Genomic DNA, 24,162 nt, shown 5'->3' with positions numbered 1-24,162 from the left:
TTTTGTATAGGGTTATTTTTTATGTTCGTATTCCTAATTCTAAGGTTTAGAGGATGAGGTTATACGGTTTTGAGTCTTATTTAGAGGATGTGTAGATCGAATGGCTTTGAGCTTGGAGTACTATAAAGCTGTATCAAGAGTAGGTTCCAATGTTCTGTCCGGTTATCTCGGAATGACTGTTTCCACAATGGAATTGCGGGAGCAGGTCAAGCTTGAAGCGGAACAGGACATCGCCGTCAAGATTGAAATGCTGGGTCAACTGGATGGACGGATTATTTGCACCATGAATGAAGAGACAGCCAAGCAGATCGTTGGTCGGATGTTCGGAGGGATGGAAATTCAGCATCTCGATGAAATGGGATGGAGTGCGATTAAAGAGTTTGGCAACTGGTTTGTCAGCGGGATCGCAACTGAATTCTCCAATCAAGGGATTGAGGTAAATATTTCTCACCCTAGCATTGAGCAAAATGATATTGCTGGAGAGTATTCGGATCATTTTGTCGTCACGCCTCTTGAGAGTGAATACGGTATAATCGATATTTATTCTAAACTTGTCATAAAATCAGCATAGAGTAAAGAGAGGTCAGTTCAGGATGGCTAAAGTAATGATAGTAGATGACGCTGCTTTTATGAGAATGATGGTGAAGCAAATTTTGACGGAGTCTGGCCATGAGGTTGTTGCCGAGGCCGTGAACGGACTGGAAGCGATTCAGAAGTATAAAGAGAACATGCCAGATATCGTTACAATGGATATTACAATGCCTGAACTGGATGGGGTAGAGGCGGTTAAAGCGATCCGTCAATTTAATTCCAAGGCGAAAATTATTATGTGCTCCGCCATGGGGCAGCAGCAGATGGTCGTCAGTGCGATCCAGGCTGGCGCATCCGATTTTATCGTGAAGCCTTTCCAGAGAGATCGGGTAATTGAAGCTGTGGAGAAGGCATTAGGGTAGTTGTGAACAGAATGAGACAAGCGATTGAATCTCCCTCGACAGGGAGATTTTTTGTTTTTGATGAGAGTTTAGAGTAATAAGCTTGACAAAAACAGTACTAGGTCATTATACTGTATATAAGGATATACACAGTATAATGACTGCTGAGGAGGAGTACATGAACACTTGGCGAGGCGCCCTGCATATTTTCAAGAACGATATGAGGAAGGATCGTTACGGCTTCATCTTTAACTTCCTGTTTTACACTTATATTGCCGCTGCTCTGACTCCGCTTATCGATGTTACAGGGGAGGGAACAGACAAGATTTACCTGTATATGGACATTGTCTATATCGTACTTCTGCCTAATATGGGATACGTCATGACCCATGACTTGTTTCGATATTGGTTTAAAGATATATTTGGCCGTAAGTTATTCTTTTATCGGACACTTCCCATTTTGCCAGGTCAAATTGTAGCGGCGAGACTTATGCATCTGCTGGTAACAATGCTGCTGTGCTGGTTCTACTTTTTTGCCTTGCAGTATGTTCTGACATCGATTTTCTACGAAACGCCTAATTTAGCGGTTTATATAGGGAAGGCCTTATTCTGGCTCGGTTATGCTATTATCGTCAGCGTAACCTATGTTTATTGGGAACTGTGCTACTCTGGCAAAGTGTTCGCCATCATAATGCTGCCTTACTTCCTTGCTTTTGGTCTGTTCGTTTATCTGTGCTATGCTTCGGGATTTTCGTTTATCCTCCTCATTAACGATCAGATAGTTCAGGGAAGCTGGTGGATTCCAATAACAGCATTACTGGCAGCAGCCGCGGTGATATGGACAGGTTGGAAGGTCATTACCATAAAAGTCAAGGCCCGTGTATTGAATTGAACGAGGGTGAGGTGATGATGGTATGTGGATTCCAATACAATTGAACGAGACGAGCGCGGAGCCATTGTACCATCAAATTACAGTTCAGCTCCGTGCGCTGATCGTGAGCGGACAGCTTGTTGAGGGAACACTGCTGCCTTCAATTCGCGAATTGGCGCAGCAACTGAAATGCAGCATTATTACGATTCGGCGGGTATATCAGGATTTGGAGGCTGAAGGTTTGCTTCGCACACGTCAGGGGATGGGTACCTATGTTGCCGAGGTGGAGGAGAGTGACCGTGACAAATACCGGCTTGCATCCGTGATTCCAGCATTTGAAGCTGCGGTTGATGCGGCGCTTCGAGTCCAGTGTACAACTGCTGAGATGGAAAGCATTTTGCGGCAGGCCATTGCTAAGCGGATTGAGATGCAATCAGAAGGGGGCGGAGAAAAGTGATGGATACAGCAGTTTACTTGAATAGGGTAAAGATGGAACGAGAGCATTTTTTACTTGGACCCTTGCAATTAGAGATTCCGAGAGGCTATATCTCCGCCATTGTCGGTCCGAACGGATCAGGCAAAAGCTCGACCTTTCAATTAATGCTGCGAATTTACAATCCGGATAGCGGACAAATTGAACTGTTCGGTGAACAATTGACAAATGAGGAGATAGAAGTTGCGTTAAAGCAGCGGATTGGTTATCTTCCTGAGGAAGCAAACGATATGGAGAGCTGGATGACCGGCTCGGAAAAGGCGGACTTCATAAAGTTTTGGTATCCTACATGGAATGTGAACCGCTATAGCGACTTGATCCGAATATTTGAGGTGGACCCGAAGCTGAAACTGGGCAAGATGTCCAAAGGGATGCGCCGAAAGTTCGATCTCGCGGTTGTACTCGCCCACAACCCGGAACTGCTGCTGCTCGATGAGCCTTCGTCAGGGCTAGACCCGATATCCTGGAAGAGAATGATTGAAATTCTCCAAAAGTATATGGAGGAAGAAAACCGGACGATTCTAATGGCAACCCATATTATTGATGAGGTGAAGAGGCTTGCTGACTATATCATCTTTATGGCTGGCGGCCGTATCCTGGGATTCTATGAAAAAGATGAACTGATGGGGAACTGGCATGCTTTTTTCGTAAGAGAGCAGGGGGATGTCGGCAAGCACCGTCTGCGGGAGGTTCCGGGCTTTGAGAGGTTGGAGGATATGGGCGGCGGCTTTATCAGAATTATATCGAGCAATGCAGGCCTTGCTGAGAAATGGTTCCAGGAAGAGGGGATTTCAGTGAGCGGGCAAAATTCGCTGGAACTGGATGATATTTTGGAAGTTTTGATCGAAACAAAAGCAAGCTTTTAATCACAATATAAAGGGGAGTTGCGTATGAAACCATTGGTGCTGGAGCAAGTATCAAAGCAATACGGAGAAAAAACGGCCGTCAACCGAATCAGTCTGGAAGTAGAGGCAGGTGAGATTTACGGACTGCTGGGAGCCAACGGCGCTGGCAAAACGACAACTATGCGTATGGTGCTAGGTTTGATCTATCCCGATGCGGGGAACATCTTCTATCAGGGCAGGCCTTACAGCCAGGAGCAGCTTAGCATGCTGGGATATTTGCCGGAGGAGAGGGGAATGTACCCCAAGGTAAAAATCAGTGACCAGATCATTTATCTGGCCCGCTTGAGAGGCATGAACCGCAAGGATGCAGATCGAAATTTGAAGCTGTGGCTGGAGAAGTTCAACATCTCGGAATACTACAACATGAAGATTGAAGAGCTGTCCAAAGGGAATCAGCAGAAAATCCAGTTCATCGCATCTGTGATTCATGATCCGAAAATACTCATATTGGATGAAGCTTTCAGCGGTCTGGACCCGGTTAATGTGGAGCTGTTGAAAAAGACGGTAAAGGAGCTGCGGGATGGGGGCAAGACGATCTTGTTCTCGACCCACCGTATGGAGCATGTAGAGGAACTGTGCCGCAACATTACTATTATGCATAGGTCCAACCCGGTCATTCAGGGCAATCTGAAGGACATTAAAAAGCGGTTCCCGCGGGAGCGCGTCATTGTTGGCGCAGATCAGCCGATCAGAGGGCTGGAGACGGTCTCCGGCGTGCAAAGAGTGGAGGAACTGGAGAACGGGAGCGGATATGCGGTCTGGATTGACCGGGAGGAGACGGCGCAGCAGTTGCTGCATTATGCCATGAAGCAGACAGTGCTGACTCGTTTTGAGTTGCTGGAACCAACGTTAAATGAAATCTTCATTCGATCGGTAGGTGAGTCCAATGAATAATTTTATGGCAGTTGTCAGTTTTACATTACGCAACAAAATGAAGACCAAATCTTTTATTGTGACTACGATCATTATTGCTGTAATTCTGAGTATCGGAGTCAATCTGCCTTATATCATTTCTCAATTCAAATCGGAGGGCGGGGCAACCAAGGTGGGCTATACATTGTCCAATCTTCCCGAAGTGACGGAACCGCTCAAAACTTATTTCGACACGAATGAAGGAACGAATATTCATCTGGTTTCATACCCGGACCAAGGCTCGCAGGAAGGCAATGAGCAGGTATTGAAGCAAGGCATTAAGGATGGAGAAATCAGCGGATACATTCTACTTGAAGAAGATGCCGCAGCAGGCTTTCCGAAGGTGACTTACAAATCGGAGAGCTTGATGGAATCGAGTGTCACTCGCACTCTGAGAACCGGGCTTCAAGCAGTTAAAGTCGATTATGTCATTAAGGATGCACAACTGTCCGATGCGCAAAAAAATCTGTTGTTAATGCCGGTTCAAATTGAAGCCGCACAAATCTCGGTTATGGATAATACGGGAACAGGCAAGACAGTGGAGCAGCAGGGACTTGCGATGGGCTTTGTATACGCGATGATTATTGTGCTTTTCATGGGGATTTTCATAACGAGCCAGTTGATTGCAACAGAAATTACGGCCGAGAAAAGCTCGCGTGTCATGGAAATTCTGGTTACCAGTGTAGCGCCGCTAAAGCAGATGTTCGGGAAAATTACAGGCATGTCTCTGGTGGGACTTCTGCAAATTGTCGTTTATATTCTGGTATTCTTGATCAATGTTTCGCTGCCGCACAATAAGGATCTGCTGGCAGGCTGGAATTTGAACCTTGGAGATATCGATCCGCTATTGTATGTGTACGCACTGGTTTTTTATTTGACGGGTTACTTCCTGTATTCGACGCTGTGCGCGGCTGTTGGTTCAATGGTGAGCCGTACTGAAGATTTGGCGCAAGCAATGATGCCGATTACCATGCTCGCGCTGGCTGGATTTTATATTGGAATCTTCGGCATGTCGTCTCCGGATTCGATGTTGATTAAGACGGCATCATTCATTCCGTTCTTCTCGCCGTTTGCGATGTTCCTGCGCATAGGATTGACTACCCCGGCCTGGTGGGAGATTGTACTGTCGCTCGCTCTGCTTGCTGCCGCTATATTCGTGCTCGGTTGGATTTCCGCTAAAATCTATCGCACCGGCGTACTTATGTACGGCAAGCGTCCGACGTTCAAGGAGCTTCGTAAAGCGATGAAGGCTTACAAGGTGTGAGTGGAACGAACAAAGCAGAATGGTATTTGTGATTGCGGTTCATAGGAGTCGCATATTTTGTAAGTAATGATTATTGTTGAGATTGATTACAATAAATTTGAGATAAAAGATCGCATATGTGTGAGACAATTTATAGTTGCCTGATAAACCAAAACCTTTGGTCTATCAGGTTTTTTCTATGCTGACGAAAAGTAAATATCCGTAATAGCAATCTAATACTTCCCATTGTCAATAGACGATTTTTTGGGGAATAAGTTAATCCTCCTTGTCGTCTAGTCTAGCAATTTAGGAAGCGATTTTGTCTGTTGAATATCATAATTGGTTTTGCAAACCCAATATGAGAAACGGAAGTGCTTTATCAAACCAGTTTTCCGTCCCGAAGGATTATAAATCGGAAATGTAGTGGCACATATAGTAAAGAGAGGTGGCGGCCACCTTTTTTATAAACGAATAAACTTGTTTTCATGAAGAATTGGAACGACTGTTGTTATATCCACTTGGGAGCAATGAATGACGTCTTGCTCGTACCCACGTTCGCGTAATTCACGACCACTCGCCGAGTCCCATATAAGTTCGCTTATTTTATTTTTCGAATATTCGTATGCACCAATGCAGACTTCCGCTTCGGGGGACTTGCTCCCAGTTAATTTTGATAGAATAATTCCTGCACCTAAGTAGTCTTCAATACTTGGACGCAACTTATCTTCATTTTTTAACGCATCCGGCCATTTCTCTCCACATGATACTACGGTAATATTTGTGCCTAGTTCAGCCCGCAAGAGGTTAGCTTTATTGGCAGTAGCTGACATAGGTGACAACGAATGACCTCCGTATTTTATTGACTCTGCTCTTCCCCAAACGATGTTTGCCCCGATTGTCTCTGCAAATGCTTTAGCGCTTTCGTTTATAGGTGGAGGGTATGGATAAATCTCTGCCCCATAATCAATGGCTGTCACAACAGTAGAAGAAAAGCTAAGGACATCAACGATGATTACGATATCGCCACGTTCGGAAGCGGCTCGCGCCCCTCTGTCCCCACTCTACCTTTATTTCAAAAGCGGGCTTGACCAAAAAACATTTAATTCACCACCGTAGTTTTTTGTAATCAATATACTATGTAGTTCATATTCCTCAGACCAATTTCTCTGGTAACTACGCGATAGAATATCGAGAGACTAGACTACTGAAAAATATGTTATTATTCAATGATCCGAGATAGGGTTACTTTAAATATATTGATCTTATAAATTGACTTTCTATTCTCAAATCGATTTTAATTTATAATACCACGTACTTAAAATGGATAGTATGGAATGGGCATTAACAGAGCGCCCGGTAATCCAGCTAAGTATGAACCGAGCAGATTCGAATTATTATTTCTTATAAACAAATAATAATATAAACCTTTACTTATATAATCGAATTCATATATAATCAAATTATTATATGATAAATACGACTGAGTTGGAAAGGAGTGTAGTTGATTGGATAAAATCGATGATTTATCTAAATGTCTGAAGCTGCTTTCGGATAAAACCAGGTTAATAATAGGTATCACTGTTTAAGTAAGACTGCAGCTAACTAGGAGGTATTATGCTCGTCATTGCAACGATTATTTTCCTGGTGACATTGGTTTTCGTCATCTGGCAGCCTAAGGGGCTCAGTATTGGTTGGGCTGCAGCGGCTGGCGCGCTTATTGCTTTAATCTTTGGTGTTGTGAGTTTTGCCGACGTCTGGGATGTTACTCAGATGGTTTGGAACGCAACGCTTACGTTTGTAGCCATTATTTTGATCTCATTAATATTGGACGAAATTGGATTTTTTGAATGGGCGGCCCTTCATATGGCAAGGTTTGCCGGAGGGAATGGCAGGCTGATGTATGTATATGTCATTCTGCTTGGAGCGGTTGTAGCGGCATTGTTTGCAAACGATGGAGCAGCTTTGATTCTAACCCCTATTGTCCTGGCAATGGTACGGGCTTTGAAGTTCGATGACCGAATGATACTTCCATTCATCATGGCGAGCGGCTTTATATCGGATACTGCTTCATTGCCTTTGGTGGTAAGCAATCTCGTGAACATTGTGTCTTCGGACTTTTTCGAAATAACATTTGTGGAATATGCCAGTCGGATGATTGTACCAACCCTGTTCTCGATCGCGGCTAGCTTGCTGGTTTTGTTTATATATTTTCGTAGAAGTATCCCCGTAAATTACGATCTGAAGCAATTAAAGCAACCGGAGAGCGTGATTAAAGATATGCGTTTGTTCCGCCTTTCCTGGGTGGTTCTCGGTATATTATTAATCGCCTATATGTTTAGTGAAGTGATTCAGCTTCCCGTTTCCGTTATTGCCGGAGTGGCGGCCATGGTGTTTCTTTTCTTTGCAAGACAAAGTCATGCGATTCATACATGGAAGTTGGTAAAGGGCGCACCCTGGGCAGTTGTCGTTTTTTCGATCGGCATGTATGTCGTCGTTTATGGGCTGCGAAATGTTGGACTTACAGACGAGTTAGGAAAAGTGTTCCAATGGGCAAGTGAACAAGGGTTATTTATATCGACTGTTGGGGCTGGTTTTATTGCCGCTATACTATCATCCATCATGAATAACATGCCAACGGTTATGATTGACGCTTTGGCGATTAAAGGTACGGCTACCGAAGGCATCATTCGCGAATCTCTAGTGTATGCCAATGTAATTGGGTCTGATTTAGGACCGAAAATTACTCCAATCGGCTCTCTGGCAACTTTGCTATGGCTTCACGTACTGTCCCAAAAAGGAGTCAAAATTGGCTGGGGTTATTACTTTAAAATTGGTATTTTGTTGACCGTTCCGACCCTTTTCATTACACTTGTTGGTTTGTATCTATGGTTGCTGGCAATCGATGGGGTATCCCTAAACATTTGGGTCATCATTGCAGCTATTTTAGTCATAGTGGGTATAGCTTTGTTTGTATTTATTAAGGTTCAATATAAAAAGTTAAGCAAGAACAATGCCTTTCATTCATCCATCTAAACCTAAACCAAGGAGAAATCACTCATGGAAAAAAAACCGCTCGTTTACTTCTTATGCACGGGGAATTCTTGCCGGAGTCAAATTGCGGACGGCTTTTTGAAAGCGCTGGGTGGAGACGAATTTGAAGTTAAAAGCGCAGGACTTGAAGCTCACGGGTTAAACCCGAGAGCGGTCGCAACAATGAAAGAGGCAGGCATCGATATTAGCGGTCATACGTCGGATGTCATTGACCCGGAAATCTTGAACCGTGCTGACTATGTAATTACACTCTGCGGTCATGCAGACGAGCATTGCCCTGTCATTTCCAATAAGAATGTGGTGAAATGGCATTGGGGATTTGAAGATCCTGCAAAGGCAACAGGTACTGAGGAAGAGATTACAGCTACATTCCGTGAAGTGCGTGATTCGATTAAGAATCGTATTAAGGAATTCGTTTGCCAGCGAGGAGATAGCAGCGAAGGGGCAGAGGAATTGTGGAGAAAACGAAAGTGTTCGTCATATAAAGGAATCGGGCTTTAACAGCGATCGGAACAATCCATAGATAGAGATTGAAATGCTCCCCCTACGGTAAACAGGTAAGGATAAAACCTGTTGCTGTAAGGGGAGCTTTTTCATGGCGAGAGGAGAACAAGGCTGCCTAACTATTTTTATGCATCCTCCTCCTCGCTAGAGGTAAGCACAGATTGTGATTTGGACACAAAATTGTTGCTCTCATACGAAAGCATCATTGGCAATGTATGTTGATATTTTATATATAAAATGATATATTTATACTCGAAATGGGTTTTAAAACCAAAATTAGAAAAAAGATTGGGTGATTTGAATCTTCTAAAGATTCTGAGGTTATGTTACTGCCTATAGCAAACTCCCATCGATGACATACATAGCAGCGGAAAACTGGAGATTCACGTTATAAGGTTGGCCGTTTTTAGTGAACCGACGCGGCCGCGAACCCTTGCGTAACAAAGGAAATTCGGGGTAGGTGGCTCGTATTGATAGAGGGCATCTTCACAAGGGGGAGAGGAGCATTGGCAAGCGAGGTCGTTGTCGATTCTATATATCTGACGATATAACAATCATTTATAAGGGAGGATACATTTTAATGAAACTCAAGGATTATTTAGAAAATGACGATCACCTGGTCAAAGCGCGCGATAAGATTGAAAACTTATGGGCGTATGGTATTGATTTTGCAAAAGATGAAGTTGAAGAGGCCAAACAAAATAACAAAATGTTGCTTCTGGACCTGGACTTTACGAGCGATTGTCAGCTTCACTGCTATTATTGTGATCGAACACCGGATCGCTTCAATCAAGGCACACGCAAGAAACTGGATACACAGGACAGAAAAAATCTGATTCTCCAAGCGAAAGCTCTGGGTGCTCGTACTGTCGAATTCCCAGGTTCGGGAGAGCCGATGATTGATGAAGGCTTTTGGGAAGTTATAGAATTTGTTCATCACAACGGAATGACGCCGGTAATTTTCACTTCCGGATGGCATCTTGATGATGAATCGATTGATCGACTATATGATCTGGGCGCAACCATTTTCTTGAAATACAATTCATCCAGTCCTGAAATCAATGACAATATCGTGAAAGTAAAAGGTTATGGCGCCTACGTGGAGACAATTTTGCAAAAACTTGTGGCTAAGGGATTTAGCAACACAGTGCCTACTCGCCTTGCGATAGATATGGTCATTACGCCTAAGAATGAGGATTTAACAGATATAGAAAACATTTTCCGGTGGTGCAGAAGGAATAATGTCCATAATTATATTGTGACACTGATCCCGGAAGGCATTGCAGATAATAAATCCAAACTTTTTGAAAGAGACAGAGCGAATTCTTTTGTCGAACGTTTGGCTCAAATCGATCGGGAAGAGTTTGGCCTTGAATATGACCCGATACTGCCTATGGCTGGCGGTTATCGTTGTCGTCAAGTCAACGTCGGTCTTTTCGTCAATTTATATGGAGAGGCTTACGATTGCAATGGGTTGGGCCGATTCCTGGGCCATACGAATATCCATTCATTACAGGAGATTTGGAACGCCAAATATGCTACGCACTTGCGCCAGCATGAACAGGATGGTCACTGCGCCGTTCGCGAGCGTGTCTGGGTAGATACGGAGTTAAAAGGGTTTGACCGTAAGCTGGAGGAGTACCATGTGTGGGAAGCCTTGAATGAGCAAGACAACATCATAGTGGATGGGTTAAGAGAACGGGAAAATCCGTCTAAAGCGTCCATTTCTTAAATAGAGAAAATTTAACAATAGAGAGATACGCACATTGTTCTCTCTATTGTTAAATTTATTTAAAGAGAAGGTGAGCCGTATTCACAACAGTCGGAAAGCTTGGCTAATCATTAGTTCCCAAAGTATTTCAATAGCAGGCGATAGTCTTCTATTGATGGTACTCCCGTTAATGATTCTTGAAAGAACGGGTTCTATTTTTCAAGTGAGTCTGGTTTTTATCCTTACGCAGGTGCCCGTTTTTTTAAGTTTTCTTTCGGGACTAATGAGGAGATACTTTCAAGCCAGAACCCTCATTATTGTCTATGATATCGTTCGATTTTTTATCCTTATGATCGTCAGCCTGTTCATTTATCTCGATTATTCAATGATTCTAGTCTATCTGATGATTTTCTTGTTTAATATTTTTTCAACCCTTTTCCGCCCTACTCGTATGGAATTCATCACTTATATTGTGGATAAGGAATCCCTTCAAAAGTTTAATTCCCTGGATCGCACATTTGAATCGGCGGCGTATGCAATCGGATTTGGGATCGGCGGATACGCGTTTTTCTATTTGCCTCTGCATTTGATTTTCCTTCTCGACTCCATCCCTTTCCTGCTGGCAGGAATTGCTCTGTATCTATTAAAAACACACAACGCTGCAAATAAAGATGAGCCGCTCACGCCACAAGTCAAAACATCATTCTGGAGCACCGCCAAATTCATCAACAAGCATCGTTTACTGTCATTTCTTGTCTATGGCGAAGCATTGGCAGGGTTGGCGTTTGGAATATTCATGTCATTATTTGTTGTATATTGCATTAACTATCTGGGTGCGAGTTCGATAGTGGCCGGGCATTCTGAGATGATACTTGCATTCGCCGCTACAACTGCAGGAATTCTGTTGTCGATCAACATAATCAAATTATCGGATAAAACCTTGGGTCCTATCGGTTACTTGGGCATGGGAGTCGCAATGGTGCTGCTAGGTTTTAATAAATCCATATGGCTAACTTTCCTTTTTGTAGCTCTGATCGGGATTTTCAATATGTTTTACAGCATTGCAATTCGGACTCTCCTGCAGAAGAATAGCCGCCAAGAAGAGCTTATACATGTCTTTGCCTTTGAATCCATACTTTCTCGTGCAGCGTTAATTATCGGTTCCGGACTGGCGGGAATAGCACTGGACGTCACCTCTCTAACCGTAAATTGGGCGATCTTGTTTTCTGGCGTGATTCTAATTCTAGTAAGTATTAAAGCTTTCCAAGTATTATATTTCGGGAATACAAAACTACAAGAGCAGGATGTGAGTGTATGAGCAAGCATATTGTATTTGTTGAGATGAGTATGACGGGAGCAGGCGAAAAAGCAATTCAATATGCGTTAGAGCAAGGATACCAGGTTACTCTAGTTGCAAAAGATCCCAAACGATATGCGTCCGCTAATATCGGCTCAACGGCGCTCTTCGTATGCGATACGAATGACCTTGATGCGCTAGGGAAAGGAATCAAAGAGCTTCATGAAGCCAAAGCGATTGAGGGCATTACGACAACGGCTGATTTTTACGTGCCTCAGGCGTCCTATGCGGCCGAAATTTTAGGGTTAATATCCATTCCGTACAAGGATGCGAGGAGTGCAAGAAACAAATATTTGATGAGATTGCGATTACAGGAGAGTTGCCCTCATTTAAATCCTGCATTTGCATTGGTGCAATCCATCGAAGAGGCCAGGCATTTTGCTGAAAGGCATGGTTACCCACTGATCGCCAAGCCGCAGGATGGCAATGATAGTTTGAATGTCAACTTGATTAATGATGAACAGGAACTTGCGGATTATATCAAGGAATCTCAGGCATGGGCAGTTAATTCATCAGGCCAACGGTATGCTGAAGGGGTACTGCTTGAGCAATTTATAGAAGGCGAAGAATATAGCGTTGAAACGGTGCAGCATAAAAAGCAAGCCATTCAATGCATCGGGGTAACCGGAAAAGTATTGACGGGTGTGGACCGCGGTTTTTTTGTCGAAGAAGGAGTGTTCTTCCCTGTGCGGACGGAGCAAACCGAACATTTATTTCAAGAAGTTTCCTTGGCGCTTAAAGAATTAAATATTGATTGTGGCGTCATTCACACCGAATGCAGAGTACATAATGGCGCTGTAAAAATACTTGAAATCAATCCGAGGCTAATGGGAGATATGGCGGGGAGCCATATGATCGAATTAGCGCTTGGCGCCAGCCCCATTCAGCAAGTTGTAGAAATTGCCCTGGGGAACGATGAGGCGTTGTGGAATCCGACGAAGAACAAGGGCGCCGCGATGTATGGATCTTTATCTCCGAAGACGGGAGTGTTTGGAGGCATTGAAAATTTATCTGCGATACAAAAAATAGATGGGGTTCATGCAGTGAAAGTGATTGCGAGTGAAGGAGGGCATTATCAGTTTCCGCCTAAATCAAATGGAGACATTTTGTTGCGTCTTGTCACGGAAGCAGAAACCCCGGAAGAAGCGCTTGAAATAGCTGAAACCGCAGCCAAAACCGCAGTGTTCAAGTTTCTCGCCGATTAGAGGGGTATGAGTGATGACAATACTTTTGGTAAATAACGAAGCGGATTACTACGCTTTTTATCTGCAGTCCATTTTTGAAGATTCGTTTGCCAACTATTATCCGATATTGAGCCGCCATGACACGCATACCAAACAACACTTGAGAACTCTGGAACTTCCATTCGCAGAGAATCCTCCAAATTACGATGAACGCTATTCCAAATATGCACTTCGGATTAGTAAATTCACGGAGAGTGAAAATTACAATGAATTAATGTCCTTCTATCAGGACCTAATCAAGGATGAGGCCATACGCAAGGGATCGTACATTGTTGGGGTCGGGACCAGCGCCGGTCTGGGTGCTATACGCGCCGTATACGAGAAAAGAGAGTTTATTGCAGTCGGTTCTCTGAGAGACAAGGTGCTTTCAGATTTGATTCATACAGCGAACAGCATATATTTTGTAGTTGAAAATCTGACTGATGATGATGCGGCCTATATTATAAGTTTGTTTCAGGGTGAGACAAACAATGAACTGCTCGAAGGCGTACCGGGCGTACCTGTCGGTTTTTTGCATGGAAGAACCTTTGAATCCATGACTTTTTTAGATGCCAAACAGAGGTATTTCTCTAAGAAGGATGAGCGCTTGCCTCATTTGATTGTAGACGCCTTTCTAAGCAAAGCACCGGATGAAGCCATTGAGGACGTCATTGCGAAGCCATACGCTGAACTCAATAGAAATGCCGTTGCAGAGATGGGTCCGCTTCATATCTTATCCGTTACTTCACATGGAATGAGCGATTTGATTCATTTGAACTCCGATTATATATGCGGCAAAAGCCCATATCTTGGTATTGAACCTTATATCAATCCTCATCGTTTGCCTTCATGTATGGATCATAACGGCTTCTGTTTTTTTAAGAAAACCGGAGATGCTTTAAAAGCCTTCGAAATCAAGGCCAAGCATGTATTTGTTAATTCTTGCGGTTCGCTCCAATTTAAACAAGCGACATTTGACCCGCTATTCAATGTTGGATATTCGTTTTTGGAAGGCCATGCTTGCAGTTTTGTCGGCGCCTTGAGGTGGAAGGACGGATATGGATCAGAAAGTGTCTTGTTTTATCAGCTGTTAAAAAACGGGTATACGCTTGGTGAAGCGGTAGCAATATTAAATGACACGCTATACTCCAATCAATTTGAACACAGCAAAAATGTTTTCTGTCTCATTGGAGATCCTGAGTCGGCTCTGCTCCAATCCGAAAAGGCTGAATACGATACTGCTCATTATGATGATAAAAGCAAAGCCATTCACTTGAAATTTAATGCGGGATTTGCCCATGTGAAAGTGGAATCCCGATTATTTGTGGATGTTTTTATGCGGCAAAGAATGCTGCTGCATGTGAAAGCGTTAAAAGAAACCTATTTCATATCCGCTGTCCCGACAAAAGAGAAAAACGCCCTTCATCTATTTGTATACAGCAACGGGAATATACATGGAGATCAACTGCTGAATATTGAAGATGTCAGTGCTCTCTTTGATAACCTCCTCTATGTTTATCGGAATGTCGATCAGAATTTGAACAACACATTAGGCCTTAACAAATTATATCCGAACTGGATCAAACAAGGCGGCAAAAAAAATATTGAGAATCGTTTGTTAAATGTCTCTCGATTATTGAAAGAGTGTTTTATTCATCATCACCAGTTCCCTAAATTTCGCAAATCATCCCATATGTTTTTTCAAGAAGTGGACAAGCTGAACTTTGATATTGCAAAAACCTTATACGAATCTATTTCTCGAACTTCTTTTCGCTTTTCAGAATATTATCAGGAAAGTTTTGTTTTGCAACCGGATCATAGCCCGGAGGACTGTTATCTTTGCGGTAAAACGCTAGCCTCCAGAACGTTAGTTCATATTTTGCAGCCAAACATAAAAAGAACGGAAACCATCTGTTCAAGCTGTGGAGGATTGGAAGACAAGCCGGATCATGATCTGTCCCTTCAGCTCAAACTTCAAGAATCATTTACGAAGGCAAGCAATAATAATGTTGTTTTACAATTGAAAAACAGTACGGAAAAAGTTTTTGACGGCTATTGTGTATTGGCTGTCCGAAGAAGCTCAGAGCTTGGAATCGGGTCTGGGGAACCGATAAAGAAAATCTTGCTTCAACCGCATGAGACCAAAGAAGTTGATTTCGAACTGGTCGTAGAATCGGATGTTCCTATTCATCAATACGCTTTGCAAACGGCCTTCATTTCCATGACTCAAATTTACTTGAGCGGTCGAAGCATTTGGGTCCATTAGCAATCATTATTGAGTTGGAGGAAATCAAAATGGAGATTAATAAAACGAAAGTCGTAAATGATATAACCGTAAAGTGGCTTGCTGATCATTGGAGCCCGATAGATCTTTTCAAAGATTTATCCTTTGGTTTCCTTAGCGTTCCTTTTGATTATGCTGTCAGTCATCGCCCTGGTACTCGTATCGGTCCGCAAACTATACTGGAAACCCTTAATTCTTACAGTTTATATTTGTCAGATAAAAGAGTTTCGCTCGAAGATGCAACCCTCACGGACCTCGGTTCAGTTGACATTGTTCACGATATGAATCAAAGTTATCGCAATATCGAGTATGCAGCAAGCACTGTTCCTGAGAATTATACCCCGATTTTTTTAGGCGGCGACCATTCCATTACCGACCCGATTATCCGCGGCATGAATAAGCGCATAGGCAGTGATTCACTGGGTATCATCATGTTTGATACGCATTTTGACTTCCGTGATCCGATTCCAGGCAAAGAACATTCCGGCCATTGGCTGAAGACGCTGGAAGACGAAATTGATTATAATAGTCTCGCGATCATTGGAATCAGCGCGCCCATCTATTCAGCGGCGTATATGGATGAATTGGAGAGGCGAGGCGCCCTGATCAAAACGGTGTATGATTTTCGCCGTCAAGGCCGGGACGCTGTTCTCAACGAAGTGACTAATCATGTGCTTAAACATACGGACGGTATTTATTTCACCATTGATATTGACAGCATAGATCAAGGCTTTGCTCCGGGGTGCAGTGTTCCCAACCCTAATGGTCTATTCCCGCATGAAATAATGGATAGCGTTTTTGAAATTGCATCCACCTGTCCCGTCTATGGGATGGATATCGTAGAAGTAAGCCCTTGGCTGGATAATGCCCAAAACTTTACCTCCCATATCGCATCCCACATCATTATGAATTTTATAGCCGGAAATATTAAACGAAATCAATATTAAACGTGCTTAAGGAGCTTTCCCAGCCGGGTTTTGACCTTGAGATAATGTGCCTTTTCCTTTTGAAAGTGGTATACTGAGTTTCCAGATGAAATTACTTACCTAGCTCAGGAGGGAAGAAAATGAACGCGTTTGAATTGTACAACTCTACGAAGGTGGTCTTCGGAGAGGATAGGGTTAGCCGATTAGGCGAGCTGGTGCAGCCATTCGGCAAGCGGATTTTGCTCGTATACGGCGGAGGAAGCATCAAGAATTCGGGACTCTATGACCAGGTGAAGGCGCAGTTGGCGGGCATTGATACAGTCGTACATGAACTGCCGGGCATTGAGCCGAATCCGCGGTTGTCTACGGTCAACAAAGGCATTCAAATCTGCCGGGATGAAGATATTCAATTTATACTAGCAGTCGGCGGAGGCAGCGTAATCGATGCGGCGAAGGCGATTGCTGCAGGAGCGCTGTATGACGGCGATGTATGGGACTTTACCATTGGCAAGGCTGTTGTGAAGCAGGCGCTGCCGCTCGGTACAATTCTGACGCTGGCCGCTACCGGTTCAGAGATGAATGGCAACTCGGTCATTTCCAACTGGGAGACCAAGCAGAAGCGCGCCTTCGGAAGCCGGCTTGTCTACCCGAAGTTCTCTATTCTTGATCCGAAGCTGACGTATACAGTACCGGTCAACCAGACCGTCAACGGGATTGTCGATATTATGTCGCACGTATTCGAGCAGTATTTCAGTCTGACTACGGATACCCCGCTTCAGGAAAGATTCGGCGAATCCATCCTGCTTACTGTCATTGAGAACGGTGAGAAGGCTATTGCGAACGGCTCTGACTATAACGCCCGGGCCAATCTGTTGCTTGCCGGTACTTATGCTCTCAACGGCACACTGCCAATCGGGGTGGTTACGGACTGGGCAACTCATGGCATCGAGCATGAAGTGAGCGCCATCTATGATATCGCTCATGGCGCCGGCCTTGCGATCATTTTCCCAAACTGGATGAAGTATGTGTACAAGGAGCGGGTTGATCGTTTCGTACAATTTGCCGTCAGAGTATGGGGCGTTGATGCGAACGGCAAGACCGACGATGAGATTGCGTTGGAGGGCATTGAGGCTACACGCGCTTATTTCACCCGCATTGGCGCGCCAGCAACACTTGGGGAGCTGGGTATCAATGACGAGAACATCCAACGGATGGCGGAGGAAGCTACACAGTTCGGGCCGATCGGTTCCTACAAGAAGCTGGCGAAGGAAGATGTCGTGAACATTCTCAAAGCAAGCCTGTAATCTATTATAGATGCAAAAAGACCCGTCCCGCATTCAGTCTGCACAAGGCTGTATGCGGGACGGGTTTTTAAAGTTGAAGCGCCTTGGCAAACATAATCGCTGCTTCCTGACGCAACATCGACTGTCTGGAGTTGTAGTTGATTGCGCCACTGGCATTCTGAATCGCCTCGGGTCCGTAAAGGCCAAGCGCTACAACCAGCTTTACGCTGTCTACTGCCCACGCGTCAGTTGCGCCAGCAAGCTTCGCGTCCATCGGCTCAACACCTTGAAGCTGCATCATGCGGCTGAGAATAGCGGCTGCTTCCTGACGGGTAATCGCCCTATCCTGCTGGAAAGCAGCGCCCGGGCGACCGTTGACGATGCCGAGCTCATACAACGTCTGGACTGCTGCGGCAGCAGGATGATTCTTCACATCCTTGAAAACGACAGGTTCTTTGGACGGAAGCATGAACAGGGATTTAACAGCCAAATCAGCGAATTCTCCGCGTGTGATTGGCTTTGCCGCTCCCCATGTGCCGTCGCTCTTGCCTTCCAAAAATCCGAGCAACTGCAAATATTCAATCGATGAGGCGTAGGGGCTTTGCTCGCTGACATCGGAGAATGGCTGCGGAATTTCCAGCTTTTTCGATGTGCTCAGTTCATAGCGGTATTGCAGGTAGCCGATTGATCCGTCCATATTCGCTTGGAAAGCCAGCAGCTTGCCGTCCTCGTCTTTGAATAGCAAATCATCCACTTGCGTAAGGACATGCTTCCCGAATACAGAATCTTCTACGGTCAGCTTGCCGTCCGGCGTCGCTGTTACTTGGGTCAGCGTCGTTTTGGTACGCAACTGGCTGTACAAACCTGCGAATTTCGCAAGCTCGGCCCGGGTTGGCTTCCATGGGGCGAATTGTTCGGCTTCAGCCGGAAAGTAATGATCCATGAACGCGTCGAACCAGACATCGCGCAAGTTTGTAATCGCATTGGCAGCGATGAATACACCTGTATTTTGCTCTGGCAAGAGCCATATTCTTGAGGAATAGCCATGAATATTGCCGCCTTTGCCAATGACAGTTTGGCCATTGAAGCTGCTTTTGCCGGACATGTCGAAGCCATAGCCCATGACCGGGAACTTCGAATTTAGCGACAGATGTATACGGTGCATGTCTTTTGTCGTCTGTTCCTCCAGAATTCGCTTGCCGTCATACGTGCCGCTATTCAGGTGAGCGAGCATGAACTTGGACATATCGTCTGCTGTTGAGAACAGGCCTCCCTGGGGCAGCTCTGTCGGTATTGTCGTATAGGGCGGGTAAGCCTTCCCGTGGGGATCATATCCGGTTGCCAGCCTGGAACGAATATCCGGGGTCATGATGAATCCGCTGTTTGCCATACCCAGAGGGGCGAAGATGTTCTCGTCCATATACCGGTGAAATGGCGTGCCGGTCACGTTTTGTACAATATAGCCTTGCAGCATCGAAGCAAAATTATCGTAGTTGTAGGATTCTCCCGGCTTCCTCACTACGGTCGGCATGTTTTTAGCTACATAATCTTTCAGATCGGCAGATTTGCTCAGGTCGAAGCTGACATCTCTGAGATTAGGCTCCGTAAAATCGAATCCTGCGGAGTGCGTCAGCAGATGCTCCATCGTCACCGGCTCGGAAAAGCGGCTAATTGTCCGAATACTGCCCATATAGGTATTGATATCCTTGTTCAACTCAATTTGATGGTTCTCCACCAGTTGCATGACCGCACTAGCCGTTACCGCTTTGGAGATCGAACCTACACGAAATACGGTGGATTTGGGATCGACCGGTATGTTCTTCTCGATATCCGCCAGCCCGTATCCTTTTTCTAAAATGATCTTGCCGTCTTTGACGATAACAATGGCTGCACCCGGGACGTTTAATTTTTTGACATCCGGTCGTTCAAAAAAGCTGTCCGCAAATACTTCCGCTTCTTTCGGGTCCACAGGCCCTCTGTGAACCTGTTCAGCCGAGGCTTCGGCAGCGGCAGATACCGTGGTGAGCAGCAGGGCGAAAGCGGATAGCACCCACGGGAGATGGGCCTTGCGAATCCGTGAACGTTTTGACATATGTATCTCCTTTACATGATCATTTATAGTTGTTGTCCTATCGTAATACAAATTGCCGCAAAAGAAGACAGACCTAAGTACAGCGGCAGCACTGGCCTTAGGTCCGGTATTTGTCCTGGACTAAAGCGAGTCTTCTATCTATTTTCCGGCTGCAAGCAACAAATGGACAGAAAAGGCGTCTAAGAATACAGGAAAGGTTTGCTAAAGCGTAAGCAACGTCCAAAAAAACACAAGCAGGAGGAAACGGACAAACATGATGGTAAGGAAGTGGGTCGCCTGGCTGATACTGGCGACTATGTTTTTGACGCTCGCATTGCCGGCAGGGCAAACAGCCGGAGCTGCTGGCGGGATTCGAATTGTACTGGACGGAAAGACGATAGCAAGCGATGCAGCCCCCTACATCATCCCGGCGGCGAATGTAACGATGGTACCGCTGCGCATTATTAGCGAGGAACTGGGGGCAACCGTTCGCTGGAATCAAAAGGAGCAGCAGGTGACGATCCAGGGCGGAGCAGACAAGCTCATTGTCATGAAACGCGGCGGCCGCTTTGCGCTTGTGAACGACAGCCGCGTGGATTTGGATGCAACGGTTGATCTGAAAGCAGGGCGCACGATGGTGCCGCTGCGATTCGTAGGCGAGACGCTGGGGCTAAATGTCAATTGGAATCAAAAGGAGCAGCTTATTACATTGACAACCGAAGGGAATGGAGAGCCCTCTCAGCCATCCTCTGGTGCTGATGGCGACCCTGCGTCAGGCGGGCAGCCATCTGAAGGCAATCCGGGCAATCTTCCGGGAGGGGATGTTCCATCCGGCGGGGACACACCGGGGAAAGCACTCCGCGGTGTATGGGTATCTACCGTCTACAATTTGGATTGGCCGTCCCAAGGCTCTTACGGGAAATCTCTCAAGCAAATGGAGGAGTTCCGGCAGCTTCTCGATGATATTCAGGAGATCGGGATGAATGCTGTATTCGTTCAGGTTCGCCCTGCGAGCGATGCGCTTTACCCGTCGCTCCTTGTTCCCTGGTCCAAATATCTGACCGGTGTCCAGGGGCTGGCTCCTGATTATGACCCGCTTGCCTTCATGATTGATGAAACGCACAAGCGAGGGATGGAGTTCCATGCGTGGTTCAATCCGTTCCGGGCAAGCGTCGATGCGAAAATCGAACAGCTGACTAACGGCCACGTGGTGAAGCGGCAGCCGGAATGGATTGTCAATGCCGGAGGCAAGCTGTACATCAATCCGGGTATCCCGGAGGCTCGTCAGCATATTATGAATACGATTATGGAAGTCGTGAACGGCTACAATATTGACGGGGTTCATCTGGATGATTATTTTTACCCGACCAATGTCGAGTTTGCCGATAACCATACCTTCCAGGCCTACAATTCGGATAAAGTCGTGTCCAAAGCGGACTGGCGCCGCGGCAACATTAATGCGTTTGTCCGCGATCTGGGGGCGGCCATCCATGCAGTCAAGCCGAAGGTGCGGTACGGCATTAGCCCGTTCGGCGTGTGGCGCAACCAGTCGGTAGACAAGACCGGTTCCGATACGAAGGCGGGTGTTACGACTTACGACAGCATGTATGCTGATGTTCGGACCTGGATCAGACAAGGTTGGGTTGATTACATTAATCCGCAGATTTACTGGAGCATGTCGTTCTCCGCTGCCCGCTATGACAAGCTGGTCGATTGGTGGGTGCAAGAGGTTAAGGGGACGGGCGTTGACCTGTACATCGGACACGCGCCTTATAAGCTGGGGACGAAGGAAGCCGGCTGGCAAAGCGCACAGGAAATTATTAATCAGCTCAAATATAATGAACGGTACCCGGAAGTAAAAGGCGATGTCTTCTTCAGCGCCAAAGATATTCGTAAAAATCCGCTCGGCATCAAGGACGCATTGCGCTCCTATTATCGTTCTTTTTAAACTAAAGAAGCGCCCGCTTCGTCAATAGGTCAGAGACCAAGACGAGAGCGGGCGCTGTTCTTTTTTAGGCCTCGATTACGACCATTTGATGGCATTCGAGCCGCGGCAGCACATAGCTGACCGTATTGCCGTCCTGCTCGAAGGCAAGCTCCTCGCCTTGAGGCGCCAAATAGACGCGCTTGACCGGACTTGGCAGCTTCACTGTTGATTTGATGTCGAGGAGCGGAATAATATCCTCGATCACTTCAACCCCATTCCCGCGCTTCACTGGGGAAGCGTAGAGCAGGTGATGCACATAACGACCGTGCTCCGGCTGGTATTGGATCGTCGTAACGCCTTGAGCCGGCAGGCTTGTCTGCAAGGTACGCTCATCGGCAAGCAGCAGCTGGAGAGCGTGCAGAACGATTTCTTTGAGCGGCAGGCTTCCCTTGGTTGCATATTCATGGAATACCGGCCAGCCCAGATAAATGCCGTTCGCGTGCAGGGTCATTCCTGGTCCTGCATCTTCACCAGAGCTTGGCGTATGCTGATGGGAGCAGAAAGTAAAGAGATCGCGATTGAAATACGGTTTCTCTCTTAAGCCTAGAGATCGCGCCCCTGCCAGTTCAACCAGCTGTCCTTGCTCGTACATGACGAAAGAAGCTGTTCCAAGGCTCGGCAGGCTAAAGTCCGGGCGGAAGTAATCCGGCTTGAATGCGGACGGCGACACCCAGCGCACGCCCAAATCAATGGCAAATGCGTCGCCCGCTTCATTAAGGCCGCTCTCGCCTGTAGCGAACAGCTTGCCGCCTTTTGCTGTGTAGCGCGTTAATTTGTCCGCTAATTGCGCGGACAGACGAATTCTATCCGGCAGAATAATAACCTTGTACGCCGAAAAATCAGCATCGGTGTCAATGACGTCAAACAAAAGATTGCCTTCAAGCAGCATGCGGACTGCACCGGGATCGGATTGAATGGAATGATCGTCCTCTTGCCCGCTTGGAACGGCTTCTGCGGAAAGCAGAGCGACATCCGCAATATTGGCGACGCCTTTGCACCATCCTTCTTTCTGTTCGACTTCGCTGTAGGCGGCTCCGATCAGCCGATAGGTTGCCTCATCCATTTTGCCGGAAGGGGCGAGTTGATCTCCGATCGAGCAGCGTGCGCCGTTCGCCAGGCTGAGTGCCGTTTCATAGCGCAGCGCATTCGGGTGCTTATACCCCCCGAATTCGCCCCAGGACAGGTGGAACTTGCCCGTCATTCCAAGGTAGTCCATCCCGATCTGCTGCACATAGCGGGCGGACAATGGGAAATGGTCATAGCCCCATCCTCCCGTAGGCAAGGATTCCAGCTCCAGATGCGTGTTCATCTGGGCCATATCTCTGCGTCCTCTGCGAATATGACTGCCGTTATGGAAGATCGGAGTTCCTGGTTTAATAGCATGAATCCGCTCTCTGATTTTTTGGGTGTAGTTGGCATACACTTCTTCGCCGAGTGCAACAACAGCAGCGCGGTCCCGAGGGTCCTGGCCTCTGCTGCGCAGCGTCGCCACACAGTTTTGACAGTAGCAGGTGCGAGCCCCGACGATATCGAGGAAGATGCCGTCTACATCATAGTTCCGCGTGACTTCTTCCACCTGATTCAGCAGGATATCCAGGTAAGGAGTATTCAGACAGAACTCATGGTAGCCGGGTGACAAGAAGTCTCTCGTCCAATTAATTCTCTCATCCTGAAGGCGATGCAGCCATTCCGGGTGGCGGCGGGCCAGCTTTTCATCCAGCCCTGCGGACAAGTATACGGGCGTTTTGACGCCAATTTCATGAGCAGCTTCAATTTGAGCGCCCAGAAGATCAAAAGCAAGATTCGGGTGTATTTCATTCGCACTGGTCGGGTGGTAGGCCCAGCCGTGATGGCATTTGGCAAATAGTGTAATCGAGTCGATATGTCCTTCTTTTAACATGGCCTGAAACTGGGCTTTATCGAACTCTGCTCCAATACCGGAGATAGCTTCCGAGGTATGAAAATCGAGATGAACTTGTCTAAATCGCATGGTAGAACCTCCTCAAGCGGAATATGGCTTAAATGTACAGGAGAAGAGGATGTCTGTATAGATATGAAAACGATTAAATAGCACAATCTCGACTTTTAGGAGCAATATGTTATACTAAGGCTGATTCTCGAGGATTCGGAATGTACAAGCCCAGTTGAGGCATGAATGCCTATGCTTTCTTGAAATGGACCACGGCGCTGTACAGCATTTTGCTGCGGTCTGGATCGAAGACGACATGATGGGAGACGGAATGCACATCCAGCATGAGGGCTTTGTTCATCTGGATTTGCTCATCGATGCGCTTCTCCAGCGTTCTCAGGTCATACGCTTCAAAAAATTCAATTTTGGCGCTCATTGTTTCCAGAATGAAATCCATATATTAACCACCTTCTCGTTCTGCTCGGATGCCGCTGCATCCA

The 24,162-nt window shown here is 46.1% G+C and carries 19 protein-coding genes and 1 pseudogene; 16 read left to right on the top strand and 4 right to left on the bottom strand.

Going from position 1 to position 24,162, the window contains the following annotated elements; genetic code table 11:
* Positions 1-100: 100 nt before the first annotated feature.
* The 7 genes from JFN88_RS16650 (at position 101) to JFN88_RS16620 (ending at position 5,377) form a co-directional block, all read left to right on the top strand.
* On the top strand, positions 101-571 hold the full coding sequence (locus JFN88_RS16650) for a chemotaxis protein CheX (RefSeq protein ID WP_199020406.1): 471 nt from the start codon (positions 101-103) through the stop codon (positions 569-571).
* A gap of 22 nt (positions 572-593) precedes the next feature.
* A complete protein-coding gene (locus JFN88_RS16645; protein ID WP_199020405.1) occupies positions 594-953 on the top strand; it encodes a response regulator in 360 nt (119 codons plus the stop codon).
* Positions 954-1,110: 157 nt separating this feature from the next.
* The gene (locus JFN88_RS16640; protein ID WP_199020403.1) at positions 1,111-1,824 is read left to right on the top strand and encodes a hypothetical protein; all 714 of its coding nucleotides are present in this window, start codon (positions 1,111-1,113) and stop codon (positions 1,822-1,824) included.
* 22 nt (positions 1,825-1,846) lie between these two features.
* Complete coding sequence (locus tag JFN88_RS16635) at positions 1,847-2,260, top strand: GntR family transcriptional regulator (RefSeq protein ID WP_199020401.1); 414 nt, start codon at positions 1,847-1,849, stop codon at positions 2,258-2,260.
* Positions 2,260-3,162, top strand: coding sequence for an ABC transporter ATP-binding protein (locus tag JFN88_RS16630; RefSeq protein WP_199020487.1), 903 nt, complete (start codon positions 2,260-2,262; stop codon positions 3,160-3,162). Before JFN88_RS16635 ends, JFN88_RS16630 begins: the two co-directional genes overlap by 1 nt.
* A gap of 24 nt (positions 3,163-3,186) precedes the next feature.
* Positions 3,187-4,095 (top strand): ABC transporter ATP-binding protein, encoded by a 909-nt coding sequence (locus JFN88_RS16625; protein ID WP_199020399.1) that lies wholly within the window; start codon positions 3,187-3,189, stop codon positions 4,093-4,095.
* Complete coding sequence (locus JFN88_RS16620; protein WP_199020397.1) at positions 4,088-5,377, top strand: ABC transporter permease; 1,290 nt, start codon at positions 4,088-4,090, stop codon at positions 5,375-5,377. Before JFN88_RS16625 ends, JFN88_RS16620 begins: the two co-directional genes overlap by 8 nt.
* A 440-nt stretch (positions 5,378-5,817) precedes the next feature.
* Here JFN88_RS16620 and JFN88_RS16615 read toward each other — a convergent pair whose 3' ends face one another.
* Positions 5,818-6,186 carry a 2-phosphosulfolactate phosphatase gene (locus JFN88_RS16615; RefSeq protein WP_233167966.1) on the bottom strand — a complete coding sequence of 123 codons (369 nt, stop codon included), beginning with the start codon at positions 6,184-6,186 and terminating at the stop codon, positions 5,818-5,820.
* Between the two features lie 784 nt (positions 6,187-6,970).
* Here JFN88_RS16615 and JFN88_RS16610 point away from each other — a divergent pair.
* From JFN88_RS16610 to JFN88_RS16575, 8 genes and pseudogenes are all read left to right on the top strand, one after another.
* Positions 6,971-8,389, top strand: coding sequence for an arsenic transporter (locus JFN88_RS16610; RefSeq protein ID WP_199020395.1), 1,419 nt, complete (start codon positions 6,971-6,973; stop codon positions 8,387-8,389).
* A 24-nt stretch (positions 8,390-8,413) separates the two neighbouring features.
* A pseudogene (arsC, locus tag JFN88_RS16605) lies at positions 8,414-8,830 on the top strand (arsenate reductase (thioredoxin)); the annotation flags it as partial.
* 661 nt (positions 8,831-9,491) lie between these two features.
* On the top strand, positions 9,492-10,643 hold the full coding sequence (locus JFN88_RS16600) for a radical SAM protein (RefSeq protein WP_199020392.1): 1,152 nt from the start codon (positions 9,492-9,494) through the stop codon (positions 10,641-10,643).
* 70 nt (positions 10,644-10,713) lie between these two features.
* A complete protein-coding gene (locus tag JFN88_RS16595) occupies positions 10,714-11,940 on the top strand; it encodes an MFS transporter (RefSeq protein WP_332908494.1) in 1,227 nt (408 codons plus the stop codon).
* On the top strand, positions 11,937-13,184 hold the full coding sequence (locus tag JFN88_RS16590) for an ATP-grasp domain-containing protein (RefSeq protein WP_199020389.1): 1,248 nt from the start codon (positions 11,937-11,939) through the stop codon (positions 13,182-13,184). Before JFN88_RS16595 ends, JFN88_RS16590 begins: the two co-directional genes overlap by 4 nt.
* A gap of 574 nt (positions 13,185-13,758) precedes the next feature.
* Positions 13,759-15,468 carry a hypothetical protein gene (locus tag JFN88_RS16585; RefSeq protein ID WP_199020388.1) on the top strand — a complete coding sequence of 570 codons (1,710 nt, stop codon included), beginning with the start codon at positions 13,759-13,761 and terminating at the stop codon, positions 15,466-15,468.
* A 29-nt stretch (positions 15,469-15,497) separates the two neighbouring features.
* Positions 15,498-16,433: an agmatinase family protein gene (locus JFN88_RS16580; RefSeq protein ID WP_199020387.1), complete on the top strand. Its 936-nt coding sequence runs from the start codon at positions 15,498-15,500 to the stop codon at positions 16,431-16,433.
* Between the two features lie 119 nt (positions 16,434-16,552).
* The gene (locus JFN88_RS16575; protein ID WP_199020385.1) at positions 16,553-17,716 is read left to right on the top strand and encodes an iron-containing alcohol dehydrogenase; all 1,164 of its coding nucleotides are present in this window, start codon (positions 16,553-16,555) and stop codon (positions 17,714-17,716) included.
* A 67-nt stretch (positions 17,717-17,783) separates the two neighbouring features.
* Here JFN88_RS16575 and JFN88_RS16570 read toward each other — a convergent pair whose 3' ends face one another.
* Positions 17,784-19,787 carry a serine hydrolase domain-containing protein gene (locus JFN88_RS16570; RefSeq protein WP_199020383.1) on the bottom strand — a complete coding sequence of 668 codons (2,004 nt, stop codon included), beginning with the start codon at positions 19,785-19,787 and terminating at the stop codon, positions 17,784-17,786.
* Between the two features lie 253 nt (positions 19,788-20,040).
* Here JFN88_RS16570 and JFN88_RS16565 point away from each other — a divergent pair, with 253 nt between their 5' ends.
* Positions 20,041-21,714, top strand: coding sequence for a family 10 glycosylhydrolase (locus JFN88_RS16565; protein WP_199020382.1), 1,674 nt, complete (start codon positions 20,041-20,043; stop codon positions 21,712-21,714).
* A 64-nt stretch (positions 21,715-21,778) separates the two neighbouring features.
* Here JFN88_RS16565 and JFN88_RS16560 read toward each other — a convergent pair whose 3' ends face one another.
* Both JFN88_RS16560 and JFN88_RS16555 read right to left on the bottom strand, forming a co-directional pair.
* On the bottom strand, positions 21,779-23,743 hold the full coding sequence (locus tag JFN88_RS16560) for a beta-galactosidase trimerization domain-containing protein (protein ID WP_199020380.1): 1,965 nt from the start codon (positions 23,741-23,743) through the stop codon (positions 21,779-21,781).
* A 169-nt stretch (positions 23,744-23,912) separates the two neighbouring features.
* Positions 23,913-24,119 (bottom strand): DUF2536 family protein, encoded by a 207-nt coding sequence (locus JFN88_RS16555; protein WP_199020378.1) that lies wholly within the window; start codon positions 24,117-24,119, stop codon positions 23,913-23,915.
* Between the last annotated feature and the right edge of the window lie 43 nt (positions 24,120-24,162).

It is taken from the genome of Paenibacillus roseus, from assembly GCF_016424485.1.
Taxonomy (GTDB): domain Bacteria; phylum Bacillota; class Bacilli; order Paenibacillales; family Paenibacillaceae; genus Paenibacillus_D; species Paenibacillus_D roseus.
The sequence above is the reverse complement of the archived record's forward strand: the minus strand, read 5'-3'. Positions and strand labels throughout refer to the sequence as shown.